General features: G+C 60.3%; 29 protein-coding genes. 14 read left to right on the plus strand and 15 right to left on the minus strand.

Features of this window, described 5'->3' with window-relative positions; all coding sequences use genetic code 11:
* Positions 1-147 precede the first annotated feature (147 nt).
* Positions 148-4,191 (minus strand): bifunctional DNA primase/polymerase, encoded by a 4,044-nt coding sequence (locus tag ACZLZY_RS07390; protein ID WP_472933586.1) that lies wholly within the window; start codon positions 4,189-4,191, stop codon positions 148-150.
* Positions 4,192-4,569: 378 nt separating this feature from the next.
* Here ACZLZY_RS07390 and ACZLZY_RS07395 point away from each other — a divergent pair, with 378 nt between their 5' ends.
* The 11 genes from ACZLZY_RS07395 to ACZLZY_RS07445 all read left to right on the plus strand — a co-directional run bounded on the left by ACZLZY_RS07395 (position 4,570) and on the right by ACZLZY_RS07445 (position 8,468).
* Positions 4,570-4,908, plus strand: coding sequence for a hypothetical protein (locus ACZLZY_RS07395; RefSeq protein WP_472933587.1), 339 nt, complete (start codon positions 4,570-4,572; stop codon positions 4,906-4,908).
* Positions 4,905-5,129 carry a DUF7940 domain-containing protein gene (locus ACZLZY_RS07400; protein WP_472933588.1) on the plus strand — a complete coding sequence of 75 codons (225 nt, stop codon included), beginning with the start codon at positions 4,905-4,907 and terminating at the stop codon, positions 5,127-5,129. Before ACZLZY_RS07395 ends, ACZLZY_RS07400 begins: the two co-directional genes overlap by 4 nt.
* Positions 5,126-5,647, plus strand: coding sequence for a lysozyme (locus tag ACZLZY_RS07405; RefSeq protein ID WP_472933589.1), 522 nt, complete (start codon positions 5,126-5,128; stop codon positions 5,645-5,647). Before ACZLZY_RS07400 ends, ACZLZY_RS07405 begins: the two co-directional genes overlap by 4 nt.
* A complete protein-coding gene (locus ACZLZY_RS07410; RefSeq protein WP_472933590.1) occupies positions 5,647-5,886 on the plus strand; it encodes a hypothetical protein in 240 nt (79 codons plus the stop codon). The genes ACZLZY_RS07405 and ACZLZY_RS07410 overlap by 1 nt, the downstream gene beginning before the upstream one ends.
* Positions 5,883-6,242, plus strand: coding sequence for a hypothetical protein (locus ACZLZY_RS07415; protein ID WP_472933591.1), 360 nt, complete (start codon positions 5,883-5,885; stop codon positions 6,240-6,242). The genes ACZLZY_RS07410 and ACZLZY_RS07415 overlap by 4 nt, the downstream gene beginning before the upstream one ends.
* Positions 6,239-6,550 carry a hypothetical protein gene (locus ACZLZY_RS07420; protein ID WP_472933592.1) on the plus strand — a complete coding sequence of 104 codons (312 nt, stop codon included), beginning with the start codon at positions 6,239-6,241 and terminating at the stop codon, positions 6,548-6,550. Before ACZLZY_RS07415 ends, ACZLZY_RS07420 begins: the two co-directional genes overlap by 4 nt.
* The gene (locus tag ACZLZY_RS07425) at positions 6,547-6,684 is read left to right on the plus strand and encodes a hypothetical protein (protein ID WP_472933593.1); all 138 of its coding nucleotides are present in this window, start codon (positions 6,547-6,549) and stop codon (positions 6,682-6,684) included. Before ACZLZY_RS07420 ends, ACZLZY_RS07425 begins: the two co-directional genes overlap by 4 nt.
* 229 nt (positions 6,685-6,913) lie before the next feature.
* Entirely contained in the window at positions 6,914-7,126 is a 213-nt protein-coding gene (locus tag ACZLZY_RS07430) for a hypothetical protein (protein ID WP_472933595.1), read from the plus strand.
* 24 nt (positions 7,127-7,150) lie between these two features.
* The gene (locus ACZLZY_RS07435) at positions 7,151-7,327 is read left to right on the plus strand and encodes a hypothetical protein (RefSeq protein ID WP_472933596.1); all 177 of its coding nucleotides are present in this window, start codon (positions 7,151-7,153) and stop codon (positions 7,325-7,327) included.
* Complete coding sequence (locus ACZLZY_RS07440; RefSeq protein WP_472933597.1) at positions 7,324-7,890, plus strand: hypothetical protein; 567 nt, start codon at positions 7,324-7,326, stop codon at positions 7,888-7,890. The genes ACZLZY_RS07435 and ACZLZY_RS07440 overlap by 4 nt, the downstream gene beginning before the upstream one ends.
* Before the next feature lie 59 nt (positions 7,891-7,949).
* Positions 7,950-8,468 carry a hypothetical protein gene (locus ACZLZY_RS07445; protein ID WP_472933598.1) on the plus strand — a complete coding sequence of 173 codons (519 nt, stop codon included), beginning with the start codon at positions 7,950-7,952 and terminating at the stop codon, positions 8,466-8,468.
* A gap of 26 nt (positions 8,469-8,494) precedes the next feature.
* On the opposite strand, the gene ACZLZY_RS07450 is transcribed toward ACZLZY_RS07445, so the two are convergent.
* The gene (locus ACZLZY_RS07450; protein WP_472933599.1) at positions 8,495-9,043 is read right to left on the minus strand and encodes an SspB family protein; all 549 of its coding nucleotides are present in this window, start codon (positions 9,041-9,043) and stop codon (positions 8,495-8,497) included.
* Between the two features lie 175 nt (positions 9,044-9,218).
* On the opposite strand from ACZLZY_RS07450, the gene ACZLZY_RS07455 reads away from it, so the two are divergent.
* Positions 9,219-9,548, plus strand: coding sequence for a hypothetical protein (locus tag ACZLZY_RS07455; protein ID WP_472933600.1), 330 nt, complete (start codon positions 9,219-9,221; stop codon positions 9,546-9,548).
* A 576-nt stretch (positions 9,549-10,124) separates the two neighbouring features.
* On the opposite strand, the gene ACZLZY_RS07460 is transcribed toward ACZLZY_RS07455, so the two are convergent.
* Together ACZLZY_RS07460 and ACZLZY_RS07465 are read right to left on the minus strand one after the other, a co-directional pair.
* A complete protein-coding gene (locus ACZLZY_RS07460) occupies positions 10,125-10,913 on the minus strand; it encodes a DUF6508 domain-containing protein (RefSeq protein WP_472933601.1) in 789 nt (262 codons plus the stop codon).
* Positions 10,913-12,331, minus strand: coding sequence for an SIR2 family protein (locus tag ACZLZY_RS07465; RefSeq protein WP_472933602.1), 1,419 nt, complete (start codon positions 12,329-12,331; stop codon positions 10,913-10,915). Before ACZLZY_RS07465 ends, ACZLZY_RS07460 begins: the two co-directional genes overlap by 1 nt.
* A 191-nt stretch (positions 12,332-12,522) precedes the next feature.
* Between ACZLZY_RS07465 and ACZLZY_RS07470 the strand changes: the two genes are divergently transcribed.
* Entirely contained in the window at positions 12,523-15,702 is a 3,180-nt protein-coding gene (locus tag ACZLZY_RS07470) for a type ISP restriction/modification enzyme (RefSeq protein ID WP_472933603.1), read from the plus strand.
* A 3-nt stretch (positions 15,703-15,705) separates the two neighbouring features.
* Here ACZLZY_RS07470 and ACZLZY_RS07475 read toward each other — a convergent pair whose 3' ends face one another.
* A complete protein-coding gene (locus ACZLZY_RS07475) occupies positions 15,706-16,311 on the minus strand; it encodes a cyclic nucleotide-binding domain-containing protein (RefSeq protein WP_472933604.1) in 606 nt (201 codons plus the stop codon).
* Positions 16,312-16,645: 334 nt separating this feature from the next.
* Here ACZLZY_RS07475 and ACZLZY_RS07480 point away from each other — a divergent pair, with 334 nt between their 5' ends.
* Positions 16,646-16,837, plus strand: coding sequence for a hypothetical protein (locus ACZLZY_RS07480; protein WP_472933605.1), 192 nt, complete (start codon positions 16,646-16,648; stop codon positions 16,835-16,837).
* Positions 16,838-16,903: 66 nt separating this feature from the next.
* On the opposite strand, the gene ACZLZY_RS07485 is transcribed toward ACZLZY_RS07480, so the two are convergent.
* From ACZLZY_RS07485 to ACZLZY_RS07530, 10 genes are all read right to left on the minus strand, one after another.
* Complete coding sequence (locus ACZLZY_RS07485; RefSeq protein ID WP_472933606.1) at positions 16,904-17,557, minus strand: hypothetical protein; 654 nt, start codon at positions 17,555-17,557, stop codon at positions 16,904-16,906.
* 25 nt (positions 17,558-17,582) lie between these two features.
* Positions 17,583-18,437: a hypothetical protein gene (locus ACZLZY_RS07490; RefSeq protein ID WP_472933607.1), complete on the minus strand. Its 855-nt coding sequence runs from the start codon at positions 18,435-18,437 to the stop codon at positions 17,583-17,585.
* Positions 18,438-18,457: 20 nt separating this feature from the next.
* Entirely contained in the window at positions 18,458-19,123 is a 666-nt protein-coding gene (locus ACZLZY_RS07495; RefSeq protein ID WP_472933608.1) for an SOS response-associated peptidase, read from the minus strand.
* Positions 19,124-19,171: 48 nt separating this feature from the next.
* Complete coding sequence (locus ACZLZY_RS07500; RefSeq protein WP_472933609.1) at positions 19,172-19,408, minus strand: hypothetical protein; 237 nt, start codon at positions 19,406-19,408, stop codon at positions 19,172-19,174.
* Between the two features lie 64 nt (positions 19,409-19,472).
* Positions 19,473-20,432, minus strand: coding sequence for a metallophosphoesterase (locus ACZLZY_RS07505; protein WP_472933610.1), 960 nt, complete (start codon positions 20,430-20,432; stop codon positions 19,473-19,475).
* Between the two features lie 17 nt (positions 20,433-20,449).
* On the minus strand, positions 20,450-21,397 hold the full coding sequence (locus ACZLZY_RS07510; RefSeq protein ID WP_472933611.1) for a metallophosphoesterase: 948 nt from the start codon (positions 21,395-21,397) through the stop codon (positions 20,450-20,452).
* A gap of 87 nt (positions 21,398-21,484) precedes the next feature.
* Positions 21,485-21,727 carry a hypothetical protein gene (locus ACZLZY_RS07515; RefSeq protein WP_472933612.1) on the minus strand — a complete coding sequence of 81 codons (243 nt, stop codon included), beginning with the start codon at positions 21,725-21,727 and terminating at the stop codon, positions 21,485-21,487.
* Positions 21,724-21,912 (minus strand): hypothetical protein, encoded by a 189-nt coding sequence (locus ACZLZY_RS07520; protein WP_472933613.1) that lies wholly within the window; start codon positions 21,910-21,912, stop codon positions 21,724-21,726. The genes ACZLZY_RS07515 and ACZLZY_RS07520 overlap by 4 nt, the downstream gene beginning before the upstream one ends.
* A gap of 2 nt (positions 21,913-21,914) precedes the next feature.
* Positions 21,915-24,014 carry an AAA family ATPase gene (locus ACZLZY_RS07525; RefSeq protein WP_472933614.1) on the minus strand — a complete coding sequence of 700 codons (2,100 nt, stop codon included), beginning with the start codon at positions 24,012-24,014 and terminating at the stop codon, positions 21,915-21,917.
* Positions 24,015-24,118: 104 nt separating this feature from the next.
* Positions 24,119-24,454, minus strand: coding sequence for a hypothetical protein (locus ACZLZY_RS07530; protein ID WP_472933615.1), 336 nt, complete (start codon positions 24,452-24,454; stop codon positions 24,119-24,121).
* Positions 24,455-24,511 lie beyond the last annotated feature (57 nt).

Consider the following 24,511-nt stretch of genomic DNA (forward strand, 5'->3'; position numbering starts at 1 on the left):
TGTATGAGCGCAATGGCATGTTCTGGCGCGCCCGGGCGACCTACGGTCCGGGTGGCGCTCCTGCCCCCGACTTCACCCGTGGCGGATACTGGCAGCCTATCGGAATTCCGACCGACGATACCAGCCCGAACGCGCCGCTCGAGCGCTTCAACCTCCGGTTCTACGTGGCCTCACGGTCCACGACGAGCAACGCCGCGGCAATCTTGAACGAATTTCAGACGAGGATACATGCGCTCGAGCAGCGGTCGGCGGCCGCCGGTATAGCCTGATCGTCAGGGCTCGCTCCCGAGGCGGGCGCTTGTACAGGTGCAGCACGATGGTCGTCTTAAGACTCAGGCCGTCGCGCTTGCGACGGTAGTCGTTCGACTTCGGATCCTTCTTCCAGCCGTCGCGCCTGGCAGGCTTGAGCGCCGATAGGGCAGCCTGACGTTCGCGCGCACGTCTATCGAGGACCTCGGTCTGCCGGCTCCAGCCCGCCGGACGCACAATCGGTTGCAGATCCGGCATATGGACGAGTTGCATGCCCGATTTTTCATAGCTCTCCAGCTCGTCGGCGAAGAACGGCGGGACCAGGTAGTCTCCGCCTTCGTCGTCACGGTAATGGAACAGGTTCCGCTTGATTGCAGGGGTTGCCATCGCGAGGTCGTGGAAGGTCTGCCCCTCCGCCTGCTTCTCTTCGTCGCCGTCCTTGGCGCCGACCTTGAGGATGCTCTGCTGTATCCGCCGGGAAGTCTCGAGCGCTGCGCCGAATTGCACCAAGTCGCTGATACGCAGGATCTCGTCTACGACGATTCCCTCCGGGATGTATGATCCAAGTCCGTAGAACGTCGGGACGTCATCACGGAAAATGACCCGCAGCCGGCACAGGAACTGCAGATATTCCTCGCGCCTCACCTGGTCGTATACCGCCTGCGCAAACCGTCCGGCGCACTGCCGCTGCTTGACGGTCAGCGTCGTTCCGTTGCGCATCTGAACTTGCACTGACCCGTCCTTGAGCCAATTCTCGTCCGGATCACCCTCCGTCCTGTGGCGACCGGCGGCATCGAGCATCGGCTCTTGATCGCCTTCGTCGTAAATATAGGCGCCGACGTCGGCGTCGATCTGTGCGGCCGATGGATTCAGGTTCCCGATCGCAATCGCAGCGCTGTAACCCTTTGCAAAATTGAGGCCCCGGGTGTTCGAGAAGTAGACCCACGACGTGTTCGCCGGCGGCGTCCAATCTCTCTTAACATACTCGTTCACTTCCATGCACCCGCAGACGACAACGCCGCCGGCATGCATCGCCGCAATCGTGGTGATGGACGTCCTGATCTCGATGAGAATTTCCGCTTTCTTGATCTCCGTTTCCTCGGTGTCATCCGGGTGCGGCAAGATCGAGGACTTCGACAGAGTGCGACCGGTCGCGAAGACCGCCCTGACCCTGTATGGCGCCGTGATCGGTTCGCACACGATCTTGCCGCGACGCAGGGCCTTGGCAAGCAGCAGCGGATTGGCCGAGGCGTCGAGGATGAGCAGATCCTTATCGAGGAAATTGCCCTCCGAGATCCAGCTCAGAGAGATCGTGCCCTGGTTCGCCAGTGCGCCTTTGTAGTACCGGATGCGTCGATCCTGTTCGCCCTTCGCGCTCGGGACCCATTTGATATTGCTACCCGGCGTGATCAGCGCCTTGTTGATCCTGTCCTGGCGGACGAGCGGGATTCGCTCCTGAATGATCCTCCAGAACTTATCCTCGGACATGACATCCACGTTTTCGGCGACCTTACAAAGCTTCTGAATTCCTTCCGACGTAAAGCCGGGCGTCACCGGCGCGGACTCGAACTTCCTGCTGCACAGCGCGATCGCCATCGCGAGCTTGTCCTCCCGCGTTATCGGACGATCGCGCCGTTCCTCCATCGTCAGCGCCGCTACCATCGCCGGTTTGCCGCGGATCATTCCCTTCTTCGAGATCGGCTTCTCACGCAGCTTGATCTGAGCGGCCGTCAGCGACTCCATCGCGAACCACAATGATGGATCGCGACCGGCTTTAAGTTCCTTCACCACAGCCTCGACGATGTCGGCGCGGGCTTCATAGAAGTCGTGCGGCTCGAGGCCCAGGTTGATCTCGTCTCGCGTCATCGAGGCGAGCTTTCTGGGCAATACCAAGGATTTCTCGTTGAGGATGATCGACTTCACCACCTGCGACGAGATGGATTCGTCGACCACGACAAGCTTGCAAGCTTCGAACTCCGAGGGAATCGAGATCGAAAAATACGCGTGCACGGCGATGACCAGCTGCGCTCCGGCGATCTGGCTACGCTTGCGGAAGTGCCTGCATTTTCCAGCTTCGAGTGCCCGGCACAGCGTTTCCTTTTCCGTCTCGGGGTCGATGTAGCGACAGAGGTGCGCCGAAGATTTCCCGACCTTCTGCAAGGCGGCGATGTCGTCCGGGCGGATGCAACCGTCGTCCTGCGGCTTGTGGCGGCCGGTACGCACCTTGCCTTCGTACATGACGATCTGATCGGGACGGAAATACTTGAGGGCGTCGTCGTAGACCTGCTGAGCAAGGAGATACGACGGCACTAGGTAGAGCACCGGTGACGGTATCTCTTCGCACGCGAATTCCTTGACCTTCTTCAAGGCGACGAAGGACTTTCCACCGCCGGCCGGCGCCTGGACGAGCCATGTTCTCCCGGATTCCTTCTCCTCTCGCACATCGTAGATCAGCGGACGCTTCTCGCCACGTGCGACAGCGTCCGCACGTTCGGCATGCGCTTCCGTTGACGCCTTTTCCCTCGCAAGTCTGTCGTGGTGCGCACGGAAAATGACGTCCATCTGCTTCTCAAGGACCTCGGCGACCTGCTTCTGTGCGGCTTCCGACGTCTTGGCGATCCGAAGGTGTTCCGGGATTTCGGGGAGCACGACGCCCGACCACCACAATCCGTCGAACTTCTCCTGCCCATGGCGGACGACGTGTTCGAGCCATGCCGTGCCGCGCATCGGGTCGTCGCCGTAGGTCCGGTTGACCGCGAGCTTGACCGGCGCGTCGGCAGACTTTGCGACAGGGAGCGGAGGAGTGATCGTCGTGCCACGACGAAATGTCCCCTTGATGGTCCCGTCGAGGACCTGTCGGACAAGGGCGTCGATCTTGTCCCTGGCGTCCTTCGTGAGACGGGACTCCCACCCGGTCATCGACGCCTTTTCGCGGAATGTCGCCTCCGTTTCGGCACACAGTTCGTCGATGCCGGCATCTGTCAGTGCTGCGCCGGGATTGTCGCAGACGAGTTTCCATGTAAGCGCGGTTAGATATGCTTCGCGGCCATTGACGATGAGATTGTCCACGGTCGTCCACCGACCCAGGCTGACCAGGCGGGGGCGCGGGTTAGCGATATGGACGGTCGGCACGACGGCGTCGTGGAAACCTTCGACCTCGCGCCTGGAGACAGGCGGGGCCCAGGGGTTGTCGAAGGCCCGGAGTTCCTGCACCGCCGCCATGAACTTTTCGAACTTCGCCTTCGTGACTGTCGGAACGTCCGTCACCTTGTTCAGGCCTGGCTGCCCGAAGTCGTTCCAGCCGATATCCTTCAGCGTGACGTGATGGCGGCCGTAGACGGTGACGACCTTGCCCTGGCCCAGGATCTCCATGGCGTGTGAGGAAACACCGGCGCCATCCTCGTTCATGAAGGAGCGTGCCAAGTTTCGGGGTAGATCTTCCTCGCGTTCGGCGCGGTAGAAGAGCATCAGTTTCGGCTTGTTTCCCTTGCGCCGGAACGTCGTGTACCCCAGCGTCGCAAAGGCGATGCGCTCGATCGCTTGGCAGAACTTGCGCTCGCTGACGTCGATGTCGACAACCCAGACCAGACCGGATGCCTTGCCGAGGATAACGGCGACGTTCGAATTGAAGTGCTGCTCCGCCCAGAGCTCGGTCAGCTCGATCGGCGGGGGCTCGTCTTGGTACTGGCCCCATTTGATGACCTGACCGTTGTATTTCCCCGGCATGCGCTTGCCGGTCCGCTCTTGCGGCATCGCGGCCCAGCCGTTCCTCCTCGACAGAGGGCCGAGCGTCCCGAAATATTCCTCGGTGACGGAAGTCGTCGGTGCGACCGGAAAATCGAAAAAGTTGCTCGTCACAAGGACAACGCCCTGCACCGCTTCGTCGGAGCCGGACGGCGGATGGTGGCGGACTGATGACGCGATTTCAGCGTGGATTGACATGCGTGAGCGACTCTCGAGCCTCCGGTCGTAAAGTCGCCAGCTGGTCTCCATACAAAGATCTCAGAAAAAATCGCGATCCACAAGCCATCATCGAATTATCCCTGTGATTTTTTTTAAAAGAATAACGTAATCTTTCGTGATATCGCTTATCCGTGAAGTAATAATGACGATCAAGACTATCGAGAGGCGTTCAATGAGGTTGCAAAACCTTCTTCTTGATATCGGATGGCTGATATAAGTCATTGCCAGAGCAACAGACGGCCTTTACGTCGGAAGAATTTTCCTAATTTTCGATAATTTTTTGCTTTTTTGGTTTCGTTGTCAGCAGGGACAATCTGATTCGCAGGCCGTCGCGGGGGCGACGGAGGGGATCAGACCTTGAGTACAGAACTATCCGGCCACCGCCGCCGTCCGAGCATCCTTGACGACTGGCGCGATGATCTCGCGGTCGAGATCGACGGTGAGCTTCGCCGCCGTGACGTCACCATCCACGACATCAAGGGCACCCTCGGCATCCGAAAGACGCGTGCGAAGCAGATCGCCGCCTACCTCCGCGGGACGGGCCATGCAGTCGGGCACATACCGGCAATCCGGACGGCAGAGGATCTCGGCATCCCGATGTTGCTCCTGATCGGCGCGGAGGTGCGGGAAATTCATGCCTGGCAGGCGGCCAAAAACTCCAACACGGCGCCCGCTGCACAGGCAGTTGCGGCATGAGGCTCGTCTCGGACTGGAAATCCATCATCCAGCGGGCATGGAGCATCCGCCTCCTCGTCCTCGCAGGAATCCTGTCGGGCATGGAAGTAGCGCTGCCGATGCTCGACGGCTTCCTCGACATCGATCCCCGCATCCTTTCCGCCGCGACCGGCCTCTGTGTCGCCGGCGCATTCGTTGCGCGCCTCCTCGCCCAATCCTCGATGCCGGAGACCCGGACATGAAGTTCTTCCAGATGTTCAAGCGCCCTGCTGCCGCTAGCCAGCCCGCTGCCGCCGGCAAGACGTCACCCTTCAAGAAGGGTGCGACCGCCGTCGCCGCGGCGGTCCTCCTGATCGGTGGCTTCGAGGGGCTGAGCCTGGTCGCCTACCGCGACATCGTCGGCGTCCCGACCGTGTGCTTCGGCGAGACCCGAGGCGTCGAAATGGGTGACAGCTATACGAAGGCGGAGTGTCAGGAGATGCTCGGTACCGCCCTCGTCGAGTTCGAGGGACAGATGCGAAAGTGCCTGGTCGCGCCTGACCGGCTCCCTGATGGCGTCTATGTCCCGTTCCTGTCGCTCGCCTACAACATCGGCAACGGGGCGTTCTGCAAGTCCACCTTGGTCCGCAAGGCGAATGCCGGCGATCTGCATGGCGCCTGCGACCAGCTGCTCAATTGGAACAGGGCTGGCGGCAAGGTCGTGAAGGGCCTGACGAAAAGGAGGCAGGCAGAGCGTGAGCAGTGCCTGGCCGCCCTGTGATGGAACTCGTCCTCTCCTTTTGCTCGACGGCTGCAGGCACCGCCCTGATGATCTGGGCGGTGTTCGGATGGATCATGATCTATGCAATCGCGCCAGCGATCGGCGTGCTCCTTGCGTTGGTCGTGCCGATCATCGGGCTCTGGCTCGTCGGCCTGCTTGTCCTATTCCTGCAGGCTTTCACCAGGCGCATTCGCCGCCGCCCCACGCCGACCGCAGCGAACGACCCGGTGCGGCGATGAAGGATATTTCTCTGTGGCTGATCGCCGGCCTCGCATTCGTGACGGCCGGCCCACTTTCGACCACGGCCTACCTCTCCTACTCGTCGGCACAGACATCGGCCGATCTGCAGGTGAAGACGAAGGAGCTCGCGGCGTCGACGGAGAAGCTGGTGGAAGCGTCGGCCAAGGTCGAGCGCACGCTGGCATCTACGAAAGAGCAGATCAACGTGCTCTCCCGGACGATGGCGGAATCCGTCGCCGCGGCGAAGGCGGCCTCCGAGATTATGGATGCGATCACAAGGGACGAAGGCACCTCGAACGACGCGGCAACCGCGCCCGTACTCAGACGCTTCGAGACGCCGGCGGGTGCGCCATGAAGATCTTCTACCGTTCCTGTGCCTGGTTCTCCCTCTGCGCAATGATGATGTTCCTGGCGCTCGCCCTGCTCGGCTGCGCAGCAAAGGTCGTCTATGTCGAGCGCCCGCTGTCCGAACGGATTCCGGCGGCTCTGCTGTCATGCGCGCAGCGGCCGGCGCCGGGCACGCTCGAGCTCCAGTCCAAGGTCGCCCGGTTCATCGTCCGCCTCGACGGTGCGCGGGCCGACTGCGAGCGGAAGGTCGTCGGAATCAACGAGCTCGTCGTCGCGGACGATCTCCGCTGGAAGACCGAAGGAGCGATCGAATGACCGTGACGCAGCAGAGGCTGAACATGGCGCGGTGCGCTGGCATCGTCGCCGCGCAGAAGGCTGGCGCAATCTCCCGGGATGAGGCCGTCCTGCAGATCCGCCAGCTGCTTGCCAAGCAGGAGAACGGGCGATGACGGGTAAGCCCAAGGACATGCCGACCACTGACGTCGGCACTCAATACATACGCGTCGACGGTCGATGGATGCTCGTTCCGGTTCCTCAGGGGGCGGCCATCATCATCGATGAAGTCGGCGCGCCGGAATGGCGGTCTTCCCGCCGATAGCGCATCCAGCCGGGCTCGATGGGGGTCGACCGGCTGCACAGACACACGATGCCGGCGCCAGTCGGAATGGAGAAACGACAGTGACGACGCCTACACCGCTTACCTGGAAGGAACGCCTCGATAAAATCGGCGGCACGGCGACCGCATTGAGCGTCATCGGCGCCATCGCGGCCGCCGGACTGGCGACCACCGGTGGATTCGTGAAGTCCGCCTATGACTGGATGCACTCCGGCGACCAGACGACCTCGCAGATCTCCGCCATCGCCGAACGTGTGGGCCTGCTCGAGGTCTAGGAGAAGGAGCGGCTGAAGAGCGTCATGGTGGAAGCCATCGAGGCCGCGAACCTGGCGAGCGAACTGAAGCGCAGGATCGAGGAGGCGCACCGCCTTGGTCAGGATGTCGACCGCCTCGAGGAGCGCCTGCGCCAGGTCGAACTAAAGCTCGTCGAGTTGGCCGGCGAAATCAGGACATTGAAGGAGCGTCGGGGAAAATGAACGCAAAGGCATCATTCATCTGTGGCGGCCTGGCGCTGATCGTCGGCATCCTGGCGTTCGGGTTCTATGACGCCGCGGCGCCGGCGGACATTTATTCCCCGGTCGCCGGCTACACCGTCGAGCGCCGGCGCGATGCGGATGGCAACGATAGGATCTTCATCACCGCGACAGCCACCAAACTCAAAAATTGCGATCTGGAAAGCGGGAACGGCCCGCCATGGGTCGACTTCTTCGACGACGACGGGGAGTCCATCCTGCCGACAAGCGGCCTGTATCGACCCGATGGATTTCCGTCAGGCAACACCCGAGGGGATGCTGGCGCTCACCTCAGCATGAAAGGGTATTCAACGATCGCGCCGAACATGCTCCGGGCGCGACCCGGCACGCTGATCGTCAGAATTCCCTGCCAGCTCTGGGTGCTGGATCCGGCGACGAAGGAAAAGGTCTTCGGTGATCAGGTCATCGGCCAGTGGGGTCCGGTGCCGATCCCTATGCCGGGCAGGACCATCACCCAAACAGCCAGTTCCGCATCGGGAGGCGCGGATCGGAAAGCTTTGAAGTAGCCCCTCCGGTCCGTTCGCGCAGACTTGCGTCCGCATCGAATATCACCGACACAGGTGCCATGACCAAGCTCAACTACCAGCGCGATATACTACGTCTCATCGATGACCTGAAGAAGTCACGGATTGACCCTACCCCGGTCGCGGGCGCCAAGACCAGCAAGATGGTAAGATTGGTCACGGATCGCTCGACCCGTTCGCCTTATCGGAGTGCAGTCCATGCCTGCGCTATGGAGATTCTGAAAGCAGTCGCCCTTCATGGCGATGTGCGGATTGTGCCGAAGCTGCTCGACATCGTTGCCGCGGGCGACCGTGTCCTTCTCAAGTCCTGGTTTTCAAAGTTCGATCCCATTTCCTTCGAGACGGGAAACCCTTCCTTCCATCGCGCCAAGAAGACGGCGCTGGCCGAAGCCGACGAGACACCTTACTGGAAATTCAAAGTGCCGTCCGTGTCACCAGCCTTCGACCTAGAAGCCGAACTGAACCGATTGGTCGACAAGGCAAAAAAGCGAAAGGCGGCTTCCTTCGACGGCGACGTCATTCCACTCGAGCTATTGGTTGCCTTGGAGCGCCTTCGCTGATCTGGTTGAATGGTATGCCCTTCGGTTCAGGGCTTCTTCCTGAAAGCATCGAGTGACACGACGTCCGCCGGCTTCTTCTCTCTAGGAACCGGCTTCACGCCGTCGGATATAGGTTTCACGCCGTCGGATATAGGTTTCGAGACCTCCACCGGCGCGGTCTTTACGGAAACAGAGTTCTGGGTCTCTGCGACTTCAGGCGCTTCGTTGTGGGCCACAATGCCAGACACATCGAACTCCAGCTCAAAGTTCGCAGCCGGATCGTAAAAGGTCTTGATTGCTGTAAATGGCACCGAGAGCAACTCCGGAACATCTCCGAATGAAAGGCCGATCTGGAAACGCACGTCCGAGACCGAGAAGTCCCAGAACTGATGCTGGATGACGATCGTCATCATCTCTGGGTATTTCTTACGTAGTCTGGGTGAAATGATTACTTCGGGCGCAGCGGTCCGGAAAGTGACGAAGAAATGGTGCTCGCCGGGCAGCCCGGTTTTCGCAACCTGGTCCATCACTTTGATTATGACGCCGCGCAGCGCCTCCTGTGCAAGCAGATCGTACCGCAGCTTATCTTGAGACATTCGGCCTCGGTCGCATGTTGATATTTTTAGTTCGCTGGGCGGACAGTATGGCATTCGACACAAGCATGGCAGACTAGGTGCCGCATTTCGTTGAATATCCGGGGAAGGGCTTTCGTTCCGCTCCTCGCGCTAACCGGAGCGTGTTACGTGGGCGAACCGCTTTGCCGGAGACCCCATGCGAATTTATCTGGTGCTGGCAATTCTAATGTTGACAGCCTTAGCTTCGGCAAAGGACCTCGAATGCGTCGTTTACGATCAGCGCGGATCGCCTAAATTGCCGGTCGATATGACCGGCCAGCTCTATGATATCCGGCTGAGCGACGACAACACGTTGATGGTTACAAATAAGCTGATGCTTCCATGCCGAGAGTTGGCGACAGGTCGCATCGTCTGCCAGGAAGCGAACCTTCAGCAGGTATTCGTGTTCGACACCAACGGTGACCTACAAATCCAGGCTGCCTATGGTGAAGTCATCATGGAGGCAAAATGCCGGAAGCCAAGGTAGTAGCTCATGACGCACGTCGATGATCCGTTCCGCCAGCAGCACGCCGTGTCATCGAGCCTCCGCGAACGGATTCTTGAACATTCCCTCATCGCTGACATCTGGCGTCTTCTTTGGATCCGTGGAGTGGTCGACGTCGAGATCCTCAAGTCCGAGATTGACGCATACGGCTACGACTTGGTGATCTCACGCGGGCCAATCATCCGACATGTGCAGGTGAAGGCAGGCCGGATCGACGGGCCGAAGAGTGCGGCGATCTCCGTCCGCCTTGCGGAGAAGCCGTCAGGCTGCGTAATCTGGCTGGATGTCGGCGACGACCTGCTCGTCAGAGAATACTGGTACTATGGCGCTGAGCCTGGGGCGCCTCTCCCAGGCCTTGAGGGTTTGACTAAATCGCGGCGCATTGGTCGCAACAGCGCCGGCGAACGCCCCCGAACGGCGGAATCACGTGCAGGTCCTCAGAAGCGCCTACGACCGACTGACAGGCTTAGAGGGACTCGTCATCCGACTGATCGGCGATCTCGATCCAACGGATTTGGAGGACGTTGATTTACCAGTCACGAATGCGGACGAAGCTAATTAGACAAGCCCAGACCCGTTCAAGGTACCCCTCTCTTTAATCAGTTTCTGTTCGCGCGCATCTATCGTCTCAGGCGTCGGGTTCTCCACAATATCGAGCCTAATTTCCTGGCAATTCCAAACTGCGTCTGCGAGAGCGACGTGAATCCGGCGGAAGCTGCCGGGTTTTGCTTTCCGATACACCCCGCCCGTCAGCAACCGCTGCACGTTCAGTCCGTATTCCCTCATTGGTCGACGGGCCCGCTTGAACTTTCCGACGTAAATATCGTCTCCGATATGCCATTCGTAAATGCCGGGCAGATCGATCGATGCGCCTTCGCGTAGGGTCAGCAAGAACCAGTCCTTGGGCAACACGATCTTTGTCAGCGACGCCTCCTGGAGTTCTGAGATCCGTTGCAGCACTCGGGCAACGAGGCCGTTCCCCACGGCCTCAGCGAGAAGTCCTTCGTTGAACCGATCTCCTCTGAGCAACGTCGTCAGAAGTCTGGCAAGCTGAAGGATGTCTGCGACTTCGACGTAGCCCCGATCTTTCCTGAGACGCTGTGCCTCGGCGCTACCGGCCCATTCAGGCCAGCGGAAAGCACCGCGAATCCAGTCTCCGTCATATGCGGCCTGGATGAATTGCGTTCCAACATCGGAGAAGCTGAAATACGGGACCTGCATGGCGCCGTCATTGACCTGGCCTCCGCCCCAGGAGCCAATTGTGAAACCCGAGCCTGCGAAAATTTTCGCGAACGGTGCAAGGAGTTGGAGGTTCGGCGGAGGCTGTATCTCGATGCGGTTCGCCATCAGGTCATATTCAGTTCGTAAGGCTCTCCAGCATGTGCCGCCCGAATGAGCGTGACGGCCTCCTCCGAGTACTTGTGGTAGCGGGTTTTATGGACCTTCTCCGTCCGATGATATCGGTTGTCGGAAGCCTTGATATCGATCCCGGTCGCCATCCGGATCTTGTCGATCACCTTGTTTGCGGGGTGATAAGTCAGGCCGCCGATCTTTCCGCCGAGTTCCGTTGCGCTGTAGGGATGTTGCGCCGATGCCAGCGAATAGTCGCTGACGTTGGCGAGGCCAAATAGCTTGGCGAATGACTCGGAATCCTCGACGGCGCCATTCAGCATCTTGAAATCGGCATGCACCGTCATCTTCGGAATGTCATGCCGGACCAGCGTATAGGACCTCGCAATCAGGGCTCGGAGCGCTTTGACGTTGACGTCGTTGAGTGCCGGGTTTGCAGCGAATGTCTCGAAGACCCATCCGAAGTCTTTGGCCTGGATCAGCTTCACCCGCACACTGCGATCGTCCTCGGTCGGGATCAGCTTGTCGCGGGCCGGCGACGACGTCTCGTCGAGATCATCCTTCCATTCCAGGATGTAGACGTTCGGGATAATCCCACCCTTCTCAGGGAGGGCCTCGTCGATATCGGACAGGATGGCGCGGATATTGGGATCCGTGGCGCTGTAGCCGATGAAAATCAACGGGTGCTCGTTAAAGAAAGTCAGCAGCTTGGCGCTGAGGAACTTCTTTTTCTTAGTAAACTCCTCGTAGTCCGATTCTGTGAAGACGAGGGATTCATGGTCACTGATGCACCCGTGGATTTTGTAGATCTCGCCGATTGAGAACTGAGCGCCCTTCAGAATCTGCTGACCGATGATCGGATGGTGGTCCGGGAAGACCGTCTCGATCATGCGGTCATAGTTTGTGGTGATCACAGCATGGGGCTTGATTGCCTGCAGCAACTTGATCTCGTCGCCATATCCGGCAGCGATCATATCTTCGACGTTTGCCGGCGCGATTGATTGCAGGTGTTGGGCGATCTTGAATTTAATGTACGCCTGCTTCCCTACGCCCTTCTCGAACATCGCCTCCGGGAACTCGTTATGGCCCGTCGACCATGCCCACTCCTGGTACACCCTTGCGAACTCCTCGCCGATCTTCTGAGATGTCTGGAAGGACTGTTTGTAAAAGCCGAGCCCTTTCTCGATTGCGGTGCAGTTTGCCGCCAGCAGGCCGAGCAACTCCTCCCAGTTCGGGGTCCCCGTGTATCGCTTCGAAAGTCCTGATCCGATGAAAAGGATCGGCTGGCAGCCAAACTGCTGAATAGTCTCTGCAATGTCTTCGGAAATCTCGTCGATATAGCGCTCGTATTTCGAAGGCTTTGGATCGGCAACGACAGCTTCCGGCTTCGGCTCTTCGCCTGCAACTTCCGACATACGATTCCTCCCAGGTCCAAGCCCGCCCAGACTATCGGAAGGATCTGGCCAGTCACAGGCAATCTGTCGGGGATCAAAGTTTTTCGGCACCGGCGGTGGCGATGTCGTCTTTCATCGCAGGTTGCAGGGTCCCTTGCACGAAATTCACCCATCGATAGATTGCGCCCATTGATCGAGGGACGGCATTCGGCATGAATCTGGTGGCAGACTACCTCGCACGGGTCGAGCGGACACGCCGGACCGGCGCGGCGACGGAGCATTCCTACCGGTCGGCCTTGGAGTTCCTGTTCGAATCGCTGGACGACCAGGTGCAGGCCTTGAACGAGCCCAAGCGGGTCGCTGTCGGCGCTCCGGACTTCATCATCCAGAGTGGCGCCATCGTCGTCGGCCATGTCGAGGCGAAGGATCTCGGCGTCGTCCTCGAAGACATGAAAGGGACGAACAAGGAGCAGAAGGACCGATACCGAAAGGGCCTCCAGAACCTCATCTACACCAACTGCTTGGATTTCGAATTCTATCGGGACGGCGCCCTTGTCAGCGCCGTCTCCATCGCCGAGCTGCGAAACGGCATCCGACCGGATGCGGAGCAGTTCGAAGTCCTGCTGAACCTCTTGCGGGACTTCATTAGCCAGCGGCCGCAAACGATCACTTCGCCGCGCACCCTGGCCGGTATCATGGCCGGCAAGGCACTCCTTATCAAAGATGTGCTCGCGAAGGCACTGAAAGCCGACAAGGACCTGCAGACGGAGCTAGCGGAGCAGTACAAGGCGTTCCAGCTCCATTTGATCCACGACATCACCCCGGAGGACTTCTCCGACATCTATGCGGAGACGCTCGCTTACGGCATGTTCGCAGCTCGTCTCCACGACACGACCTTGGAGACGTTCAGCCGCTTCGAGGCGCTCGAGCTCCTGCCCAAGTCGAATCCTTTCCTCCGGGCGCTCTTCGGCTACATCGCCGGACCTGATCTCGACGAGCGGATCCGGTGGATCATCGACGACCTGGCGAATGTCTTCCAGGCCTGCGACGTCCGCCGTATCATGGAGGACTTCGGACGGCTGACAGGACGCTCGGATCCCTTCCTGCACTTCTACGAGACATTTCTGGCGGCCTACAATCCGACCAAGCGGAAATCGCGTGGCGTCTGGTACACGCCGGAGGCCGTCGTCAACTTCATCGTGCGAGCCGTCGACGATGTATTGAAGGCCGACTTCGGCCTGGCAGACGGTCTTGCCGACACGTCCAAGGTCACGCTCGATTGGGATACCGGCCAGCGCCGGATGACGCAGAAGGGCACGCTCGCCAAATCCGGCAAGCACATGATGGAGCGTAAGGAAGTCCATCGCGTCCAGATCCTCGATCCGGCGACGGGCACCGGAACCTTCCTGGCGGAAGTCGTGAAGCAGATCGCGCCGAAGGTGAAGGGCGTCGCCGAGGGCATGTGGTCCCAGTACATCGAGAAGAGCCTGATCCCCCGCCTGCACGGCTTCGAGCTGCTAATGGCGTCCTATGCCATGTGCCACATGAAGCTCGACATGATCTTCAGCGAGCTCGGCTACGTCCCCACGAACACGCCGCCGCGCCTCAGCGTCTACCTGACGAACAGTCTCGAGGAAGGCGACGCGACGAACCAGACGCTCCAGTTCGCCAGATGGCTCTCGAACGAGGCCCGGGATGCGAACCTGATCAAGCGCGAGATGCCGATCATGTGCGTGATCGGGAATCCTCCCTACTCCGGCGAGAGCCAGAACAAGGGTGACTGGATCACCGGGCTCATGAATGCCTACAAGTTCGAGCCTGGAGGCACGCACCGCCTTAAGGAAAAGACCACCAAGTGGATCAACAACGACTACATCAAGTTCACCCGATTCTCGGAGAACATGATCGAAAAGAATGGTGAAGGCGTCTTCGGCTTCATCACCGATCACGGATACCTGGACAATCCGACGCTGCGGGGCATGCGCTGGCATCTTCTGAAAACGTTCGACAAGATCTACGTGCTCGACCTGCACGGCAATTCCCGGCGCAAGGAAGCGGCTCCCGACGGAGCCCCGGACAAGAACGTCTTCGACATCCTCCAGGGAGTTTCCATCATCATCGCGGTCAAGACGACTGCGACGGTCGTGCCGGACAAGACGAAGAACAGATCGAACGTTCCGCTGGCGAAGATCTACCATGCCGATTTCTGGGGCACCCGCGCCTCGAAGAACGCCCGGCTGGAGACGGCCAGGATTTCCGATGACATCTTCACCGAGCTCGAGCCCCGCTCGCCCCGCTATTACTTCCGCCCGGTGGACCTGATCGCCGAAGACGCGTTTAACGAAGGCTTCGCCCTCAACGAGTTCTTCCTGCTTTCCGGGAACGGCATAGTCACCAAGCGCGACTCGCTATGCATGCGGCCTTCCCCACAGTCCGTCGCAGCCACGCTGGACGACATCGTCAACCAGTCCGAGGCCGACTTCCGCCGGCGGTATGCCTTGCCGGACGACGTCCGGGACTGGCGTTACGAATGGGCAAGGAACGATGTGATCGAGCACCGGAACACGGCTCCGATCGTGGAGGTGAACTACCGCCCGTTCGACAGCAGGCACATGTTCTACTCAGGCAACGCCCGCGGGTTCGTAGGCTGGCCGGTGCAGCAGGTCATGGAGAATTACGTTCTCGGACAGAACTTCGGCCTACTGGCGCCGAAGGCCCTTTGTGACAATGCCTTCGCGCACGTCTTCGTAACCGACAAACCCTCCGAGGCGATCTTCCTGTCCGGGACGACCGGCTCCAACGCCATGAATTTCCCGCTCTACATCTATGAGAAGCTGGGAGCGCAGCGGCGGCTTAATGTGGATCCGACCATCCTCGAGCGCCTGGTAGGGATCTCGTCGACCGAAAAAAATCGGACTGCGACCGGCGAGGACGCCTTCGACTACATATACGGCACGCTTCATAGCCCGGCATATCGTTCGATGTACAAGGAGCTGCTTCGAAGAGATTTTCCAAAGATACCGTGGCCGGTCGATGCCGAAAGCTTCTGGTCGCTTGCGAACGCCGGGCGCGAGTTGCGACTGCTGCACTTGATGGATCCGTCGACGGCGGCCGCCTACCCCTACCCACTTATCGGCAGTGGCGACGGCCTAGTCGACGCCCCGAGGTTCGAGGACGGATGCATCTGGATCAACGCCACGCAGCATTTCGCGAACGTGACTTTGACGGCATGGGAATTCCGGATCGGCGGCTACCAGCCGGCTCAGAAGTGGCTGAAGGATCGACGCGGGGGCGAGCTGTCCTTCGACGATGTCAGGCACTACCAACGGATTATCCACATCCTGACCGACACTGGTCGCATAATGGAGACGATCTCGTTGCCGACCGAGTGACGGTCAGTAGTCGAATGGACCTTCGAACTCGGAAATACTCGCCATCATGATCCCGAGCTCGCCTGCCAGCCTCCTATGCAGGGTGATGGCAAGATCCGGATACTCATCGAGCATGCGTCGAAAGAAGGCCCGCGGTATGCGGATCAGGTCACAGTCGGATAACGTGCGCGCCGTGACAAAGCGGGGGGCCTCGGTGATAAGCGCCATCTCGCCGAGGAGTGCACCGGGTCCGAGCTGAGCGACCGCTCTTTCCAGCCCAGTCTTCCCCTGCAGCAGCTCGACATCACCGCTGACAATGACGAAACCGGCGTCGGAGCGGGCGGAAGCTCGGAACAAAACTTCGCCTGACGTTAGTCTGCGATGTGCGCTTCCGAAAGCCAGAAGCCGAAGCTGATCTTCCGTGAAACCGGTCAGCAGGGGACTTTCTTTAGAACCAACATATAGCTCTCGAGACTCACCAGGCACGTTCTCCTCACACATGACTTTTAGAACGCTTTGCACGCTGGCGGCTCGCAGACCATTACCTGCCAATAACCATCTGGGAAATCGGACGCTCCATTTGCCGACCTGGACTAAGGTCTTTTTCGCCCTGTGTACGCAGGCGTCCACTGCGCGAGCGACTCCCGCTCGCGACCCTCGAGCGGCACGTACCGAATCCACTCAGAATACGTGCCGCAATGCCGGCACCGCCAAAGTCGTTGCTCGATGTCATCGCCGGGCTTTAGGACGCTCTGGAAGTCCAGCGCCCTGTACGTGACGCTCTTCCCGCACGGTTTGCATTTCACGATGATGCCGAGCCCTTTCCGGAGGCCGTCCGCGAAGTTCTTGATGCCCTGCACCATTTCTGTGAATCCCTTCCCGGCTTCGAGAACAGAATAGGAACACTGGCTTGTCGGCAAGAGGGACTCGGCGCATCATCCACATCGGAAGATGGAGACGGACAATGGCTCAGGCGCAGTTGAAGACCTTAGTGCAGGACGACGATCTGGATGGTGTCGTCGACGACGCGATCCGCGCTGCTGGCGGCGATTACCGGGCGGCGATCATGGGTCTGATCCGGGGGCAGCATGAGATGGAAGCCGAGGCCATGGCGCGGACGTCCGCGGGCTACGTGCGAAGGGGGCTCCGGTCGTGATCGGTCGGCGAACTGATGCGGGGTCGAGGGACAAGAGAGCGCCGTGGGCCGGCCTGGCCGCATTGATCACACGGTCTCAGCCGAGTATTCCGACCACATGATCTTGCGACGGGAACGAGGCTGCGCGACCAATTCCAGCAGGTAATGAATGCGCTGTTCCCAGGTGTCGGCCTTGAAGCCCGGAGAACTGGGATGATGGATCCGGCAGAAGACCGTGCGCCCGTCGTCGTAGAAAACGACGTCGCGATCGTTACCTTCCAGTCCGCTGATGTTAGGAGAGACCCAGTTCCATAGCTCCAGACCGCATACGATCACGGCTTCAGGCTCAACACGATCGATGATCTCGCGGAAAGGCTCGGCGCCGGCTCGGAACATCCACTCTTCCGGACGCCTTGCTTTGCCGCCGTTGGCAATCGACCTGCCGTCGCAGTAGACCGGCACGTAGTTGTAAAAGGCAACCGAGTTCCAAAACAGGTCAGCATACTCTCGTGATATACCCTTCACGGGCCGCCCCAGCGTGATTGCCGCGAGCTTCGCGAAGAACTGGTGACGGGTGTCGATGCCGTAGCGCTGGACAACGTAAGGGGTGCACCCCGCCTCCGGCTTGCCAATCCTCTCCACGTCCGGCGTGTAGTGTGATTCCCCGAGGATCAGCAGGCTGGTTCCGCCCAGGATGTTCTCGACATCTCGGAAGCGCTTTCCGATCCAAGGTTCGAACATTGAAGGTTCTCCTGAGCGATGGTCTTTAGAAGCAGCGCGACATACTGAATGCCTTGGTTCCGCTCGCGTCCGGCCGGGTCCACGTCATGTGAAAGGTGTCTCTGGATTTCATCCGCAACGACGCAGGCCATTCTTCTCCCTCTCCGCTGCATGAGAGCTTGGCCACAACATCGTAGCCGTCCCTCGTCGGCTCGGATATCGCGCATCCGGACTCGTACTCGGTGATGGTGTTTCCGATGATGTTCGTGCCGATGTCGTCGCTACGCACGAAGCAGGAGCCCCCTTCCTCGACCTTCCAACGCCCGGCGAACATTGAGAGCAGGTCGCTGGTGTCGGCCTTCGGCTCCTCCGGAGTTCCTTCCCCTGCGTTCAGACTGCCAACGAGCATTGCCGGCCGAAAGCCTGCCAGCATCAACATCACACCGCGTGCCTCGTCCGGGGAAACATTCTGGCTCCGCCCGAACGTCGTGACAGAGGCTGCGTAGACCTTGGCAATCCCGACTTCGCGCTTGAAGAAGACGTCAAATTCCGACTTGTCGGAGAGGATCACCTTTATGCCGAAGACGCTCGGGTCCGATCCGTTGAACGAGAGCAGACGCTCAGGGGCCATCGTGGCCGCGACTGTAGCGACATAGTCCTCAAAACGCAGAAACGGGTATTCGAACTCTTCGTTGATTCCGAAACTCGTCGTGATTGTCGACGTACGGATCTCGTCCGACAGCTTAAGTTGATCGAAGAACTGAGCGACCCGTGCCGTGTTGGCCGCGGCCTTAGTCCGGAAGCCGAGCAGATAACCGTTTTGGCTTATGTCTGGGGAAGCGGCTTGTGCAGAAGCGACGACCCCCGATAGCACCGCAACGACGAATAACATCCTCAGCATGCACCTACCCTCGATAGGTTTCATTCCGTCTCTTCGATGCCGTCGCTGCGGGTCCCTCGTGCCACCACTTTCAGCACTCCCTCCGGCAGCGGCCTCTGCAGTTCCTTTGCCTCAGACCAGTCTGCCCGCATCCACACGTCCATCTCCTCAGCGGTCGTTAGGATCGCCGGCATTGCCTTGGGATGGATCGCGCCAACCAGCGCATTCGCGTTTGTCGTCAGGAAGCCGAAGAGATCGGCATTCACCGGTCCCTCTTTCACTTTCCTCGTCGATGTCCAATTCGTCCAGATGCCCGCGAACACTGCTAAGGGTCTACTGTCGTCCAAGGCAAACCACGTCGGCACCTTCACGCCATCTATGGTGTCGTACTCGCTGAAGCTCGTCAGCGGAACGACGCAGCGGTGCTCGGGTCCGAGCCAACGTCTCCAGTGCGGCGACTTCACGTTCCTGATGTTGGTGACGCCGGGATCCGTCTTCCGACCTTCGAGGACGAATTGCGGCGACGGCATGCCCCATCTTGCCATCGTCAGTTCGCGCTCTCCGTCAGTGGCGTTTCGGACGATGGGCGCTATAATGTCGGGGAAGACACCCGGCAGCGATGGCAGGTTGCCAGTCAGGTCACGCATCGCTCGCGTGAACTCCAAGATGGCCGACTGGCCCTTCGTGATCGAATAGAGATTGCACATGTCGAAACGATAACCCGGCGTCAGGTAATCAGTCGAGAGCGGCAGACATCACGGAGTGGATCGTGCCAGGGCTTCGAGATCCGTGCCCATCGCGGCCTCTTCCGCGATGTCGATCAAATGCTCATGCAGGATGTCCAGCATCGTGCGGGTAGCCTCGCGTTCGGTCCAGCCCGCGTCGACAGCGCTCCGGAGCAGTTCGTGGAAGCCTTCCTCCAAGGCAAATTCGAGAGCTATCGCCCGATCGGGATCGCCGACCGGGCGGCGGGGACGGGCGATATCGGTCATCGAATGATCCTTGAATCAGCGAAAAGAACGATTTGGCACATAACGTCTCTTTCATCGCACGAATTTACGGCCGCTTCCTGACCACTGCCGGCACGCCACGAACGTTTTCGCCGATCACCGAATTCGGCTCGTCCGCTTCGTCAGCCTGGTCCGCCATCTCCTGCAGCCAACCCATGGCGCCGTCCCGGATGATCCTGTCGGCCTCGTCTTCGAGCTTCTGCTCGGGCGTCCGCTGCGGCACGGGGTAACCGTATGAGTCAACCTCGACGCCGCCCTCGAACCGAGGCTTCGGTTGCCCGACTTCGACGACCAGGTCGCGGTCGAACGCGAGGTTGGAGCCGTGGTAGCCCGCTGGATTGCAGACGACCCGCGTCCTGCCGATCGAGTAGTTATGGCTGGAGTGGACGTGGCCATGAATCCACAGATCAGGCTGCCAGCGAAAAATTCGGTCTTCGAGATTGCTGCAGAATGCCGGATTCAGCGCATCGCCCAGAAATTCCGGAGAGACCGACTGCCCAGACGGGCCATGGTGGCTGACCACGACTGTCGGGCCATTGAACTCTCTTGCGAACTCTCGTTCGAGGAAGGCGATAGATTCGATATGCCGGGCCAGGGCATCTGTCGACGTGAACCAGCGGTCGCCGATCCTGATGCGTCGGTGGTCATCTAGGGACGTGCCGGCGACATGCATGCCGAGCGCCCGATCCCCCATCAACTCATAGTCCGTCCACAAGGTGCATCCAAGGAAGCGCACGTCGGCGATGACCACGGCACGGTTTTCGAGGAAATGGACGCCGGAGGCTTTCTTCCAGGCCGCATTCTGAAGCTCGCGACCGATGTCCTGGTCAAAATACTCATGGTTGCCGGCGACCATCACGACGGGCTTCAGGAACTTCCTTTCGGCCCACGTCATGCTTTCGGAGGGCACGTGCATGACGTCGCCGGCGAGCACGACGACGTCATGGTCAACGACGTTCGTGTAGCTTCTGTTGGTGTACGTCTCCTCGAGGTGGAGGTCGCTCATGATCCAGATCCGCGCCATCAGCCATGCTTCCAGCTGGCGGCCAGCGTCTCGTCGTTGTCGAGCAGCTCGTCGTCCGTCGCCGCGGCGATCGTCATGTTCGCCTTCCACATGTCCAGTTCGTCCTGATAGCTCATCGGCATCCCGTAGGGATCAATCCGCGGCTTCCGGCTGACCTCTACGACTAGCCGCGGATTGAACTCCGACACCTCCGCATGCGGCTTCCGAGACTTGTGTCCGAAGCCGGGCTGGAGACCGACGTAACCTCGAGGATTGCACACGATCCTGGTCTCACCGATAATGTAGTCCTGCGCTTGGTGCACATGCCCGTGGATCCACATGTCTGGCTGCGTTCGGATGATAAGGTCCTCCAAATCGGATGCGTACGCGGCGTCCGATGGTTCCGTGACCTTGCCCGCTAGCAATGATCTGGCGCTCGGTGCATGGTGCGTGACGACCACTGACGGTCCCGCAAAGGGGATCGCCAGCGTCTCTTCGATGGCGCGTCGATGCCGAGCGTGGATCGCAGCCATATGCTGCGGGTGGACGCGGCGCCCATAGCGGTCCGTCCTCATGTAACGGAAATCAGACATCGCGGACTGTGCCGCGGAATAGCCGTCCTCGGTCTTGCCGTTCCAGATCCGGTAGTCAGTCCACAGCGTGCCGCCGACGAACCGGATGCCTGCGACTTCCTGCGCCTCGCCGTCGAGGACATGGATCCAGTCGACCGCACACTTTTCCCGAAAGCGGCCGATCTCGGCGTCCAGATCGCCGCGCCAAAAGTCGTGATTTCCGGCGACTATGACGATCGGGATGCCACGGTCCTGGGCTTCGAGCCAGCTACGGCCCATCCGACTGAGGCGGCCTGCGATGTCACCAGCGATCACAATGACGTCTGCCTCGACGTCCCGGGGCAACGCAAAGTTTCCGACGTGGCGCCGGGACGCGTCGTCGTGGATGTCGGACATGATCCAAATTCGCTTCATGCGTGTCGGCTCCAGCCGATGAGGGTCGGCAAACGCGATTTTCCCCTGCGGTCGCGAAAGTGACTACGATTATGCGTGTTGATCGACCCGCTGCTGAAGGATGTCATGCAGCACGTTTGTCACGGCATCTCCGATAGCCTGGAAAGCCCACTCCTCTTCCCAGTCGAGAAGATCCTCTGAGATCATCGTCAGATGCCGTCGTGCTTCCGGCGAGATGCTGACTGCGGTGACGAGGCCAGCGTGCACGGCAAGTGCCCGCGATGCCGGCCGTTCGATGTCAGCCAGTCGCCGGCTTCGCTCCGCCGGGCTCACGCCCGGGCTCCCGCATGGCGCATGATCACGATCGTCATCACCTGGATACCCATGATCCGCCGTTCGACGCTCGTCATGTGGGACCAGACCCCGACCGCTTCCCGGATCAGTTCCTCGGGCGGCATGCCCTCGGACGCCTCGATTTGCGATAGGCGGTTCTTGGTGGACTCGTCGAAGACCACCATCATCATGCTCCCCCCATTCCGAACTCAGCCGCGAAATCCGCCAACGCACGCTTCCCAAGGACACGCTTCTCCAAAGCCAGTTCGGACAGCGCCATGATTTCGGCCCGGCGGCGGACACACAGGAGAACGGTCTCGGCGTATAGGCGCTGGAGCCGGGCATCGATCACCGCCCCATCCATCGTCGTCGAGTAGACGAGCGACCCGGCCATTCCCATCAGCCCGGACGATTGCGCGAGGATCTGCGTTGCGAGCTCGAGGTCGCTGCCGCTCGGGCCGCCGGCACCTGCGGACACTTGACCGAGCAAGACCTCCTCCGCTGCCCGACCGGCCAGCAGAATCATCGTGCGCCGGTTGATATCGCCGAGCCGTCCGCCGTCCGCCGGTGCATCGAGGGAGACACCGCCCATGGCGCCATTAGCACGGATCGTCGTAAGGGATCGCGGGATCTGCCCAAACGACATCGCAGCGACTGCATGCCCGGCTTCATGAACGGCTACCAGGCGCCGGAGCTCAGGCGAGCGGTCGTCATCCGGCAGCGCAATCGCCAGCAGGTCGCCCGCCTGGAGATCGCGCTTGGCACGACGAGCCGAGCGTCGGGCCTCCCGAGCGATCCGCGCCACATCCGCACCAGACGTCATGCCAGCCAGCGCCGTCGCGACGGGCGCGATCACCGCGGCATCGAGGTCAGGCAGGTGATGCTGGAAGATTCGAACGAGGTCCTCCTCTCCCGGAAGCCCGATCTCGAAGCGACGATCCAGCCGACCGGAGCGAACAAGTGCCGGATCCAGGCCACTGGGATCGTTGCACGCTGCGAGCACGATCACGCCCTCGCGTCGGCTGCTGCCATCAAGGCATTCGAGCAGCGCCACGACGATGGCGCGCCAGTAGTCGTCATGTTCACGGCTGCTGTTGCGTGAAGGAATCGCGTCGATCTCGTCGATGAAGACGATGCAGGGTGCAGCATTGTTCGCTGCGACGAAGAGGTCGCGCATCGACTTGACCACATCTCCCAAATGCCCGCCCTTGCTCGCCTGCCATGCAGCGAAGCTAGTGGCGATAAACGGCAGGCTGCAGCTGGCTGCCAGCGCCGATGCGAACAGCGTCTTGCCCGTGCCCGGCGGGCCGAACAGAAGGGCACCTCCGTCGACGTCGCGCCATTCGAGCTCGCCTCGGGAGTACATTCCGATGTCGTCGGCTAGCTGCTGCGCCCACACCTGGGCCGCGCCATACCCATGCAGATCGCCCAACTTCGGCGCCGAAGGGCGGAGGATTTCCGTGCCGCCCTTGGACACCTTGGGCTTCGCGTCGGCGTCCGTCGCCTCAGCCTCGACCGACTTCTCGATGCGGACGGCATCGGAGAACGCGACCACAAGCTCGATGAATTCCGAGGCACTGTCGGCGCGCTTCAATGCGACGTCGAACATTTCCGGGTCGAGCATCTTGGCGCCCGTGCCTTCAGGCCAGCACACATCCATCCCCGGCCAGCTGTGCTCGACGACACGCTGGAAGATCAGCTGGCTGATCTCGGGGATTTCGATCACGGCATCGCATGCGAGGTGAAGGTATAACGGGAGAATGTCGTCCTCGCTGACCAGAAGAACGGAGTGCGCCAACTGCGCTTGCGAAAAGATGCGGTCCGTCTGCCAAACCGATCGCCCCATTCGGCTCTTCACGCCTCCGCTGGCGACGTGGTGGACGACGGTCGTACGGACGGGCGCGGAGGACTCCGTCGCCATCGCGTGAGCGAGCAGCGTGACCGCCTTCGCGGCACGCGACAGCCAAGCCTCGGATGGCATCGAGATCGCCAAGAGCAGATTTCCGTCGCCGTTCACGCGCCGGGCGATCTTCTCGCGATGTGGAGCCAACGCTTCGACGATCGCTTCGAAGGTGATCACCGTGGAAGGCCGGGCGCGGTCGAGTTCGCCGGCGAACTCATCCTTCAGACGCGCCAGGCGCTCGGCCTCATCGGAAATGTCGATGACAGTCGGACCGTCGTCGCCAAATTCGATCGATGGATCGCTCAGGTCGTCGTCATCGATGATCGGGCGGCGATGAAGATGTGCAACGCGAGCAGAGCCCGCTGCATGAATGTCCTGCGACATTTTCGTTATCCTTGAAGCCGACTGGCCGAACGCCTGTCCTTCAAGGAACCTACCCGATCGCGATTACGATACCACCAGGAATTCCCTTAAAATTGCTGGAAACCTCAAAGAGGCTCGTGGTCTCGCTCCAATTTCGTACCCCGGATCAGATTGGTCAGCGCATACCTCAGCACCGTCATGTGCCCGCCTTCCGCCTCCGCCTTGGCGATCGTCGCTTCGATCTCCGACATCATCCTGTCGCGAATGTCAGCTTGGTGCGCGAGCTTCTCAAGGAGCGCCGGCGAGACGGTCGAGTAACCTGACATCATTCGGTCGACGGAGCGTTTCTGGAGACCGAGAAGGCGGGCGCACCATGTCGCAGAATCTACGGGGAACAGGGATTCGATGAGGATGGACGCGGGTGTCGGATCGTGCGGCTGTTCGTCGTCGTGGTCGGACATTTGTAAGGGCCTTACCGCCGGTGGATTAAGGGAATCCTTTTGGCCCGATGCGAACTG

The sequence above is a fragment of the Mesocryomonas lacus genome, assembly GCF_055730135.2.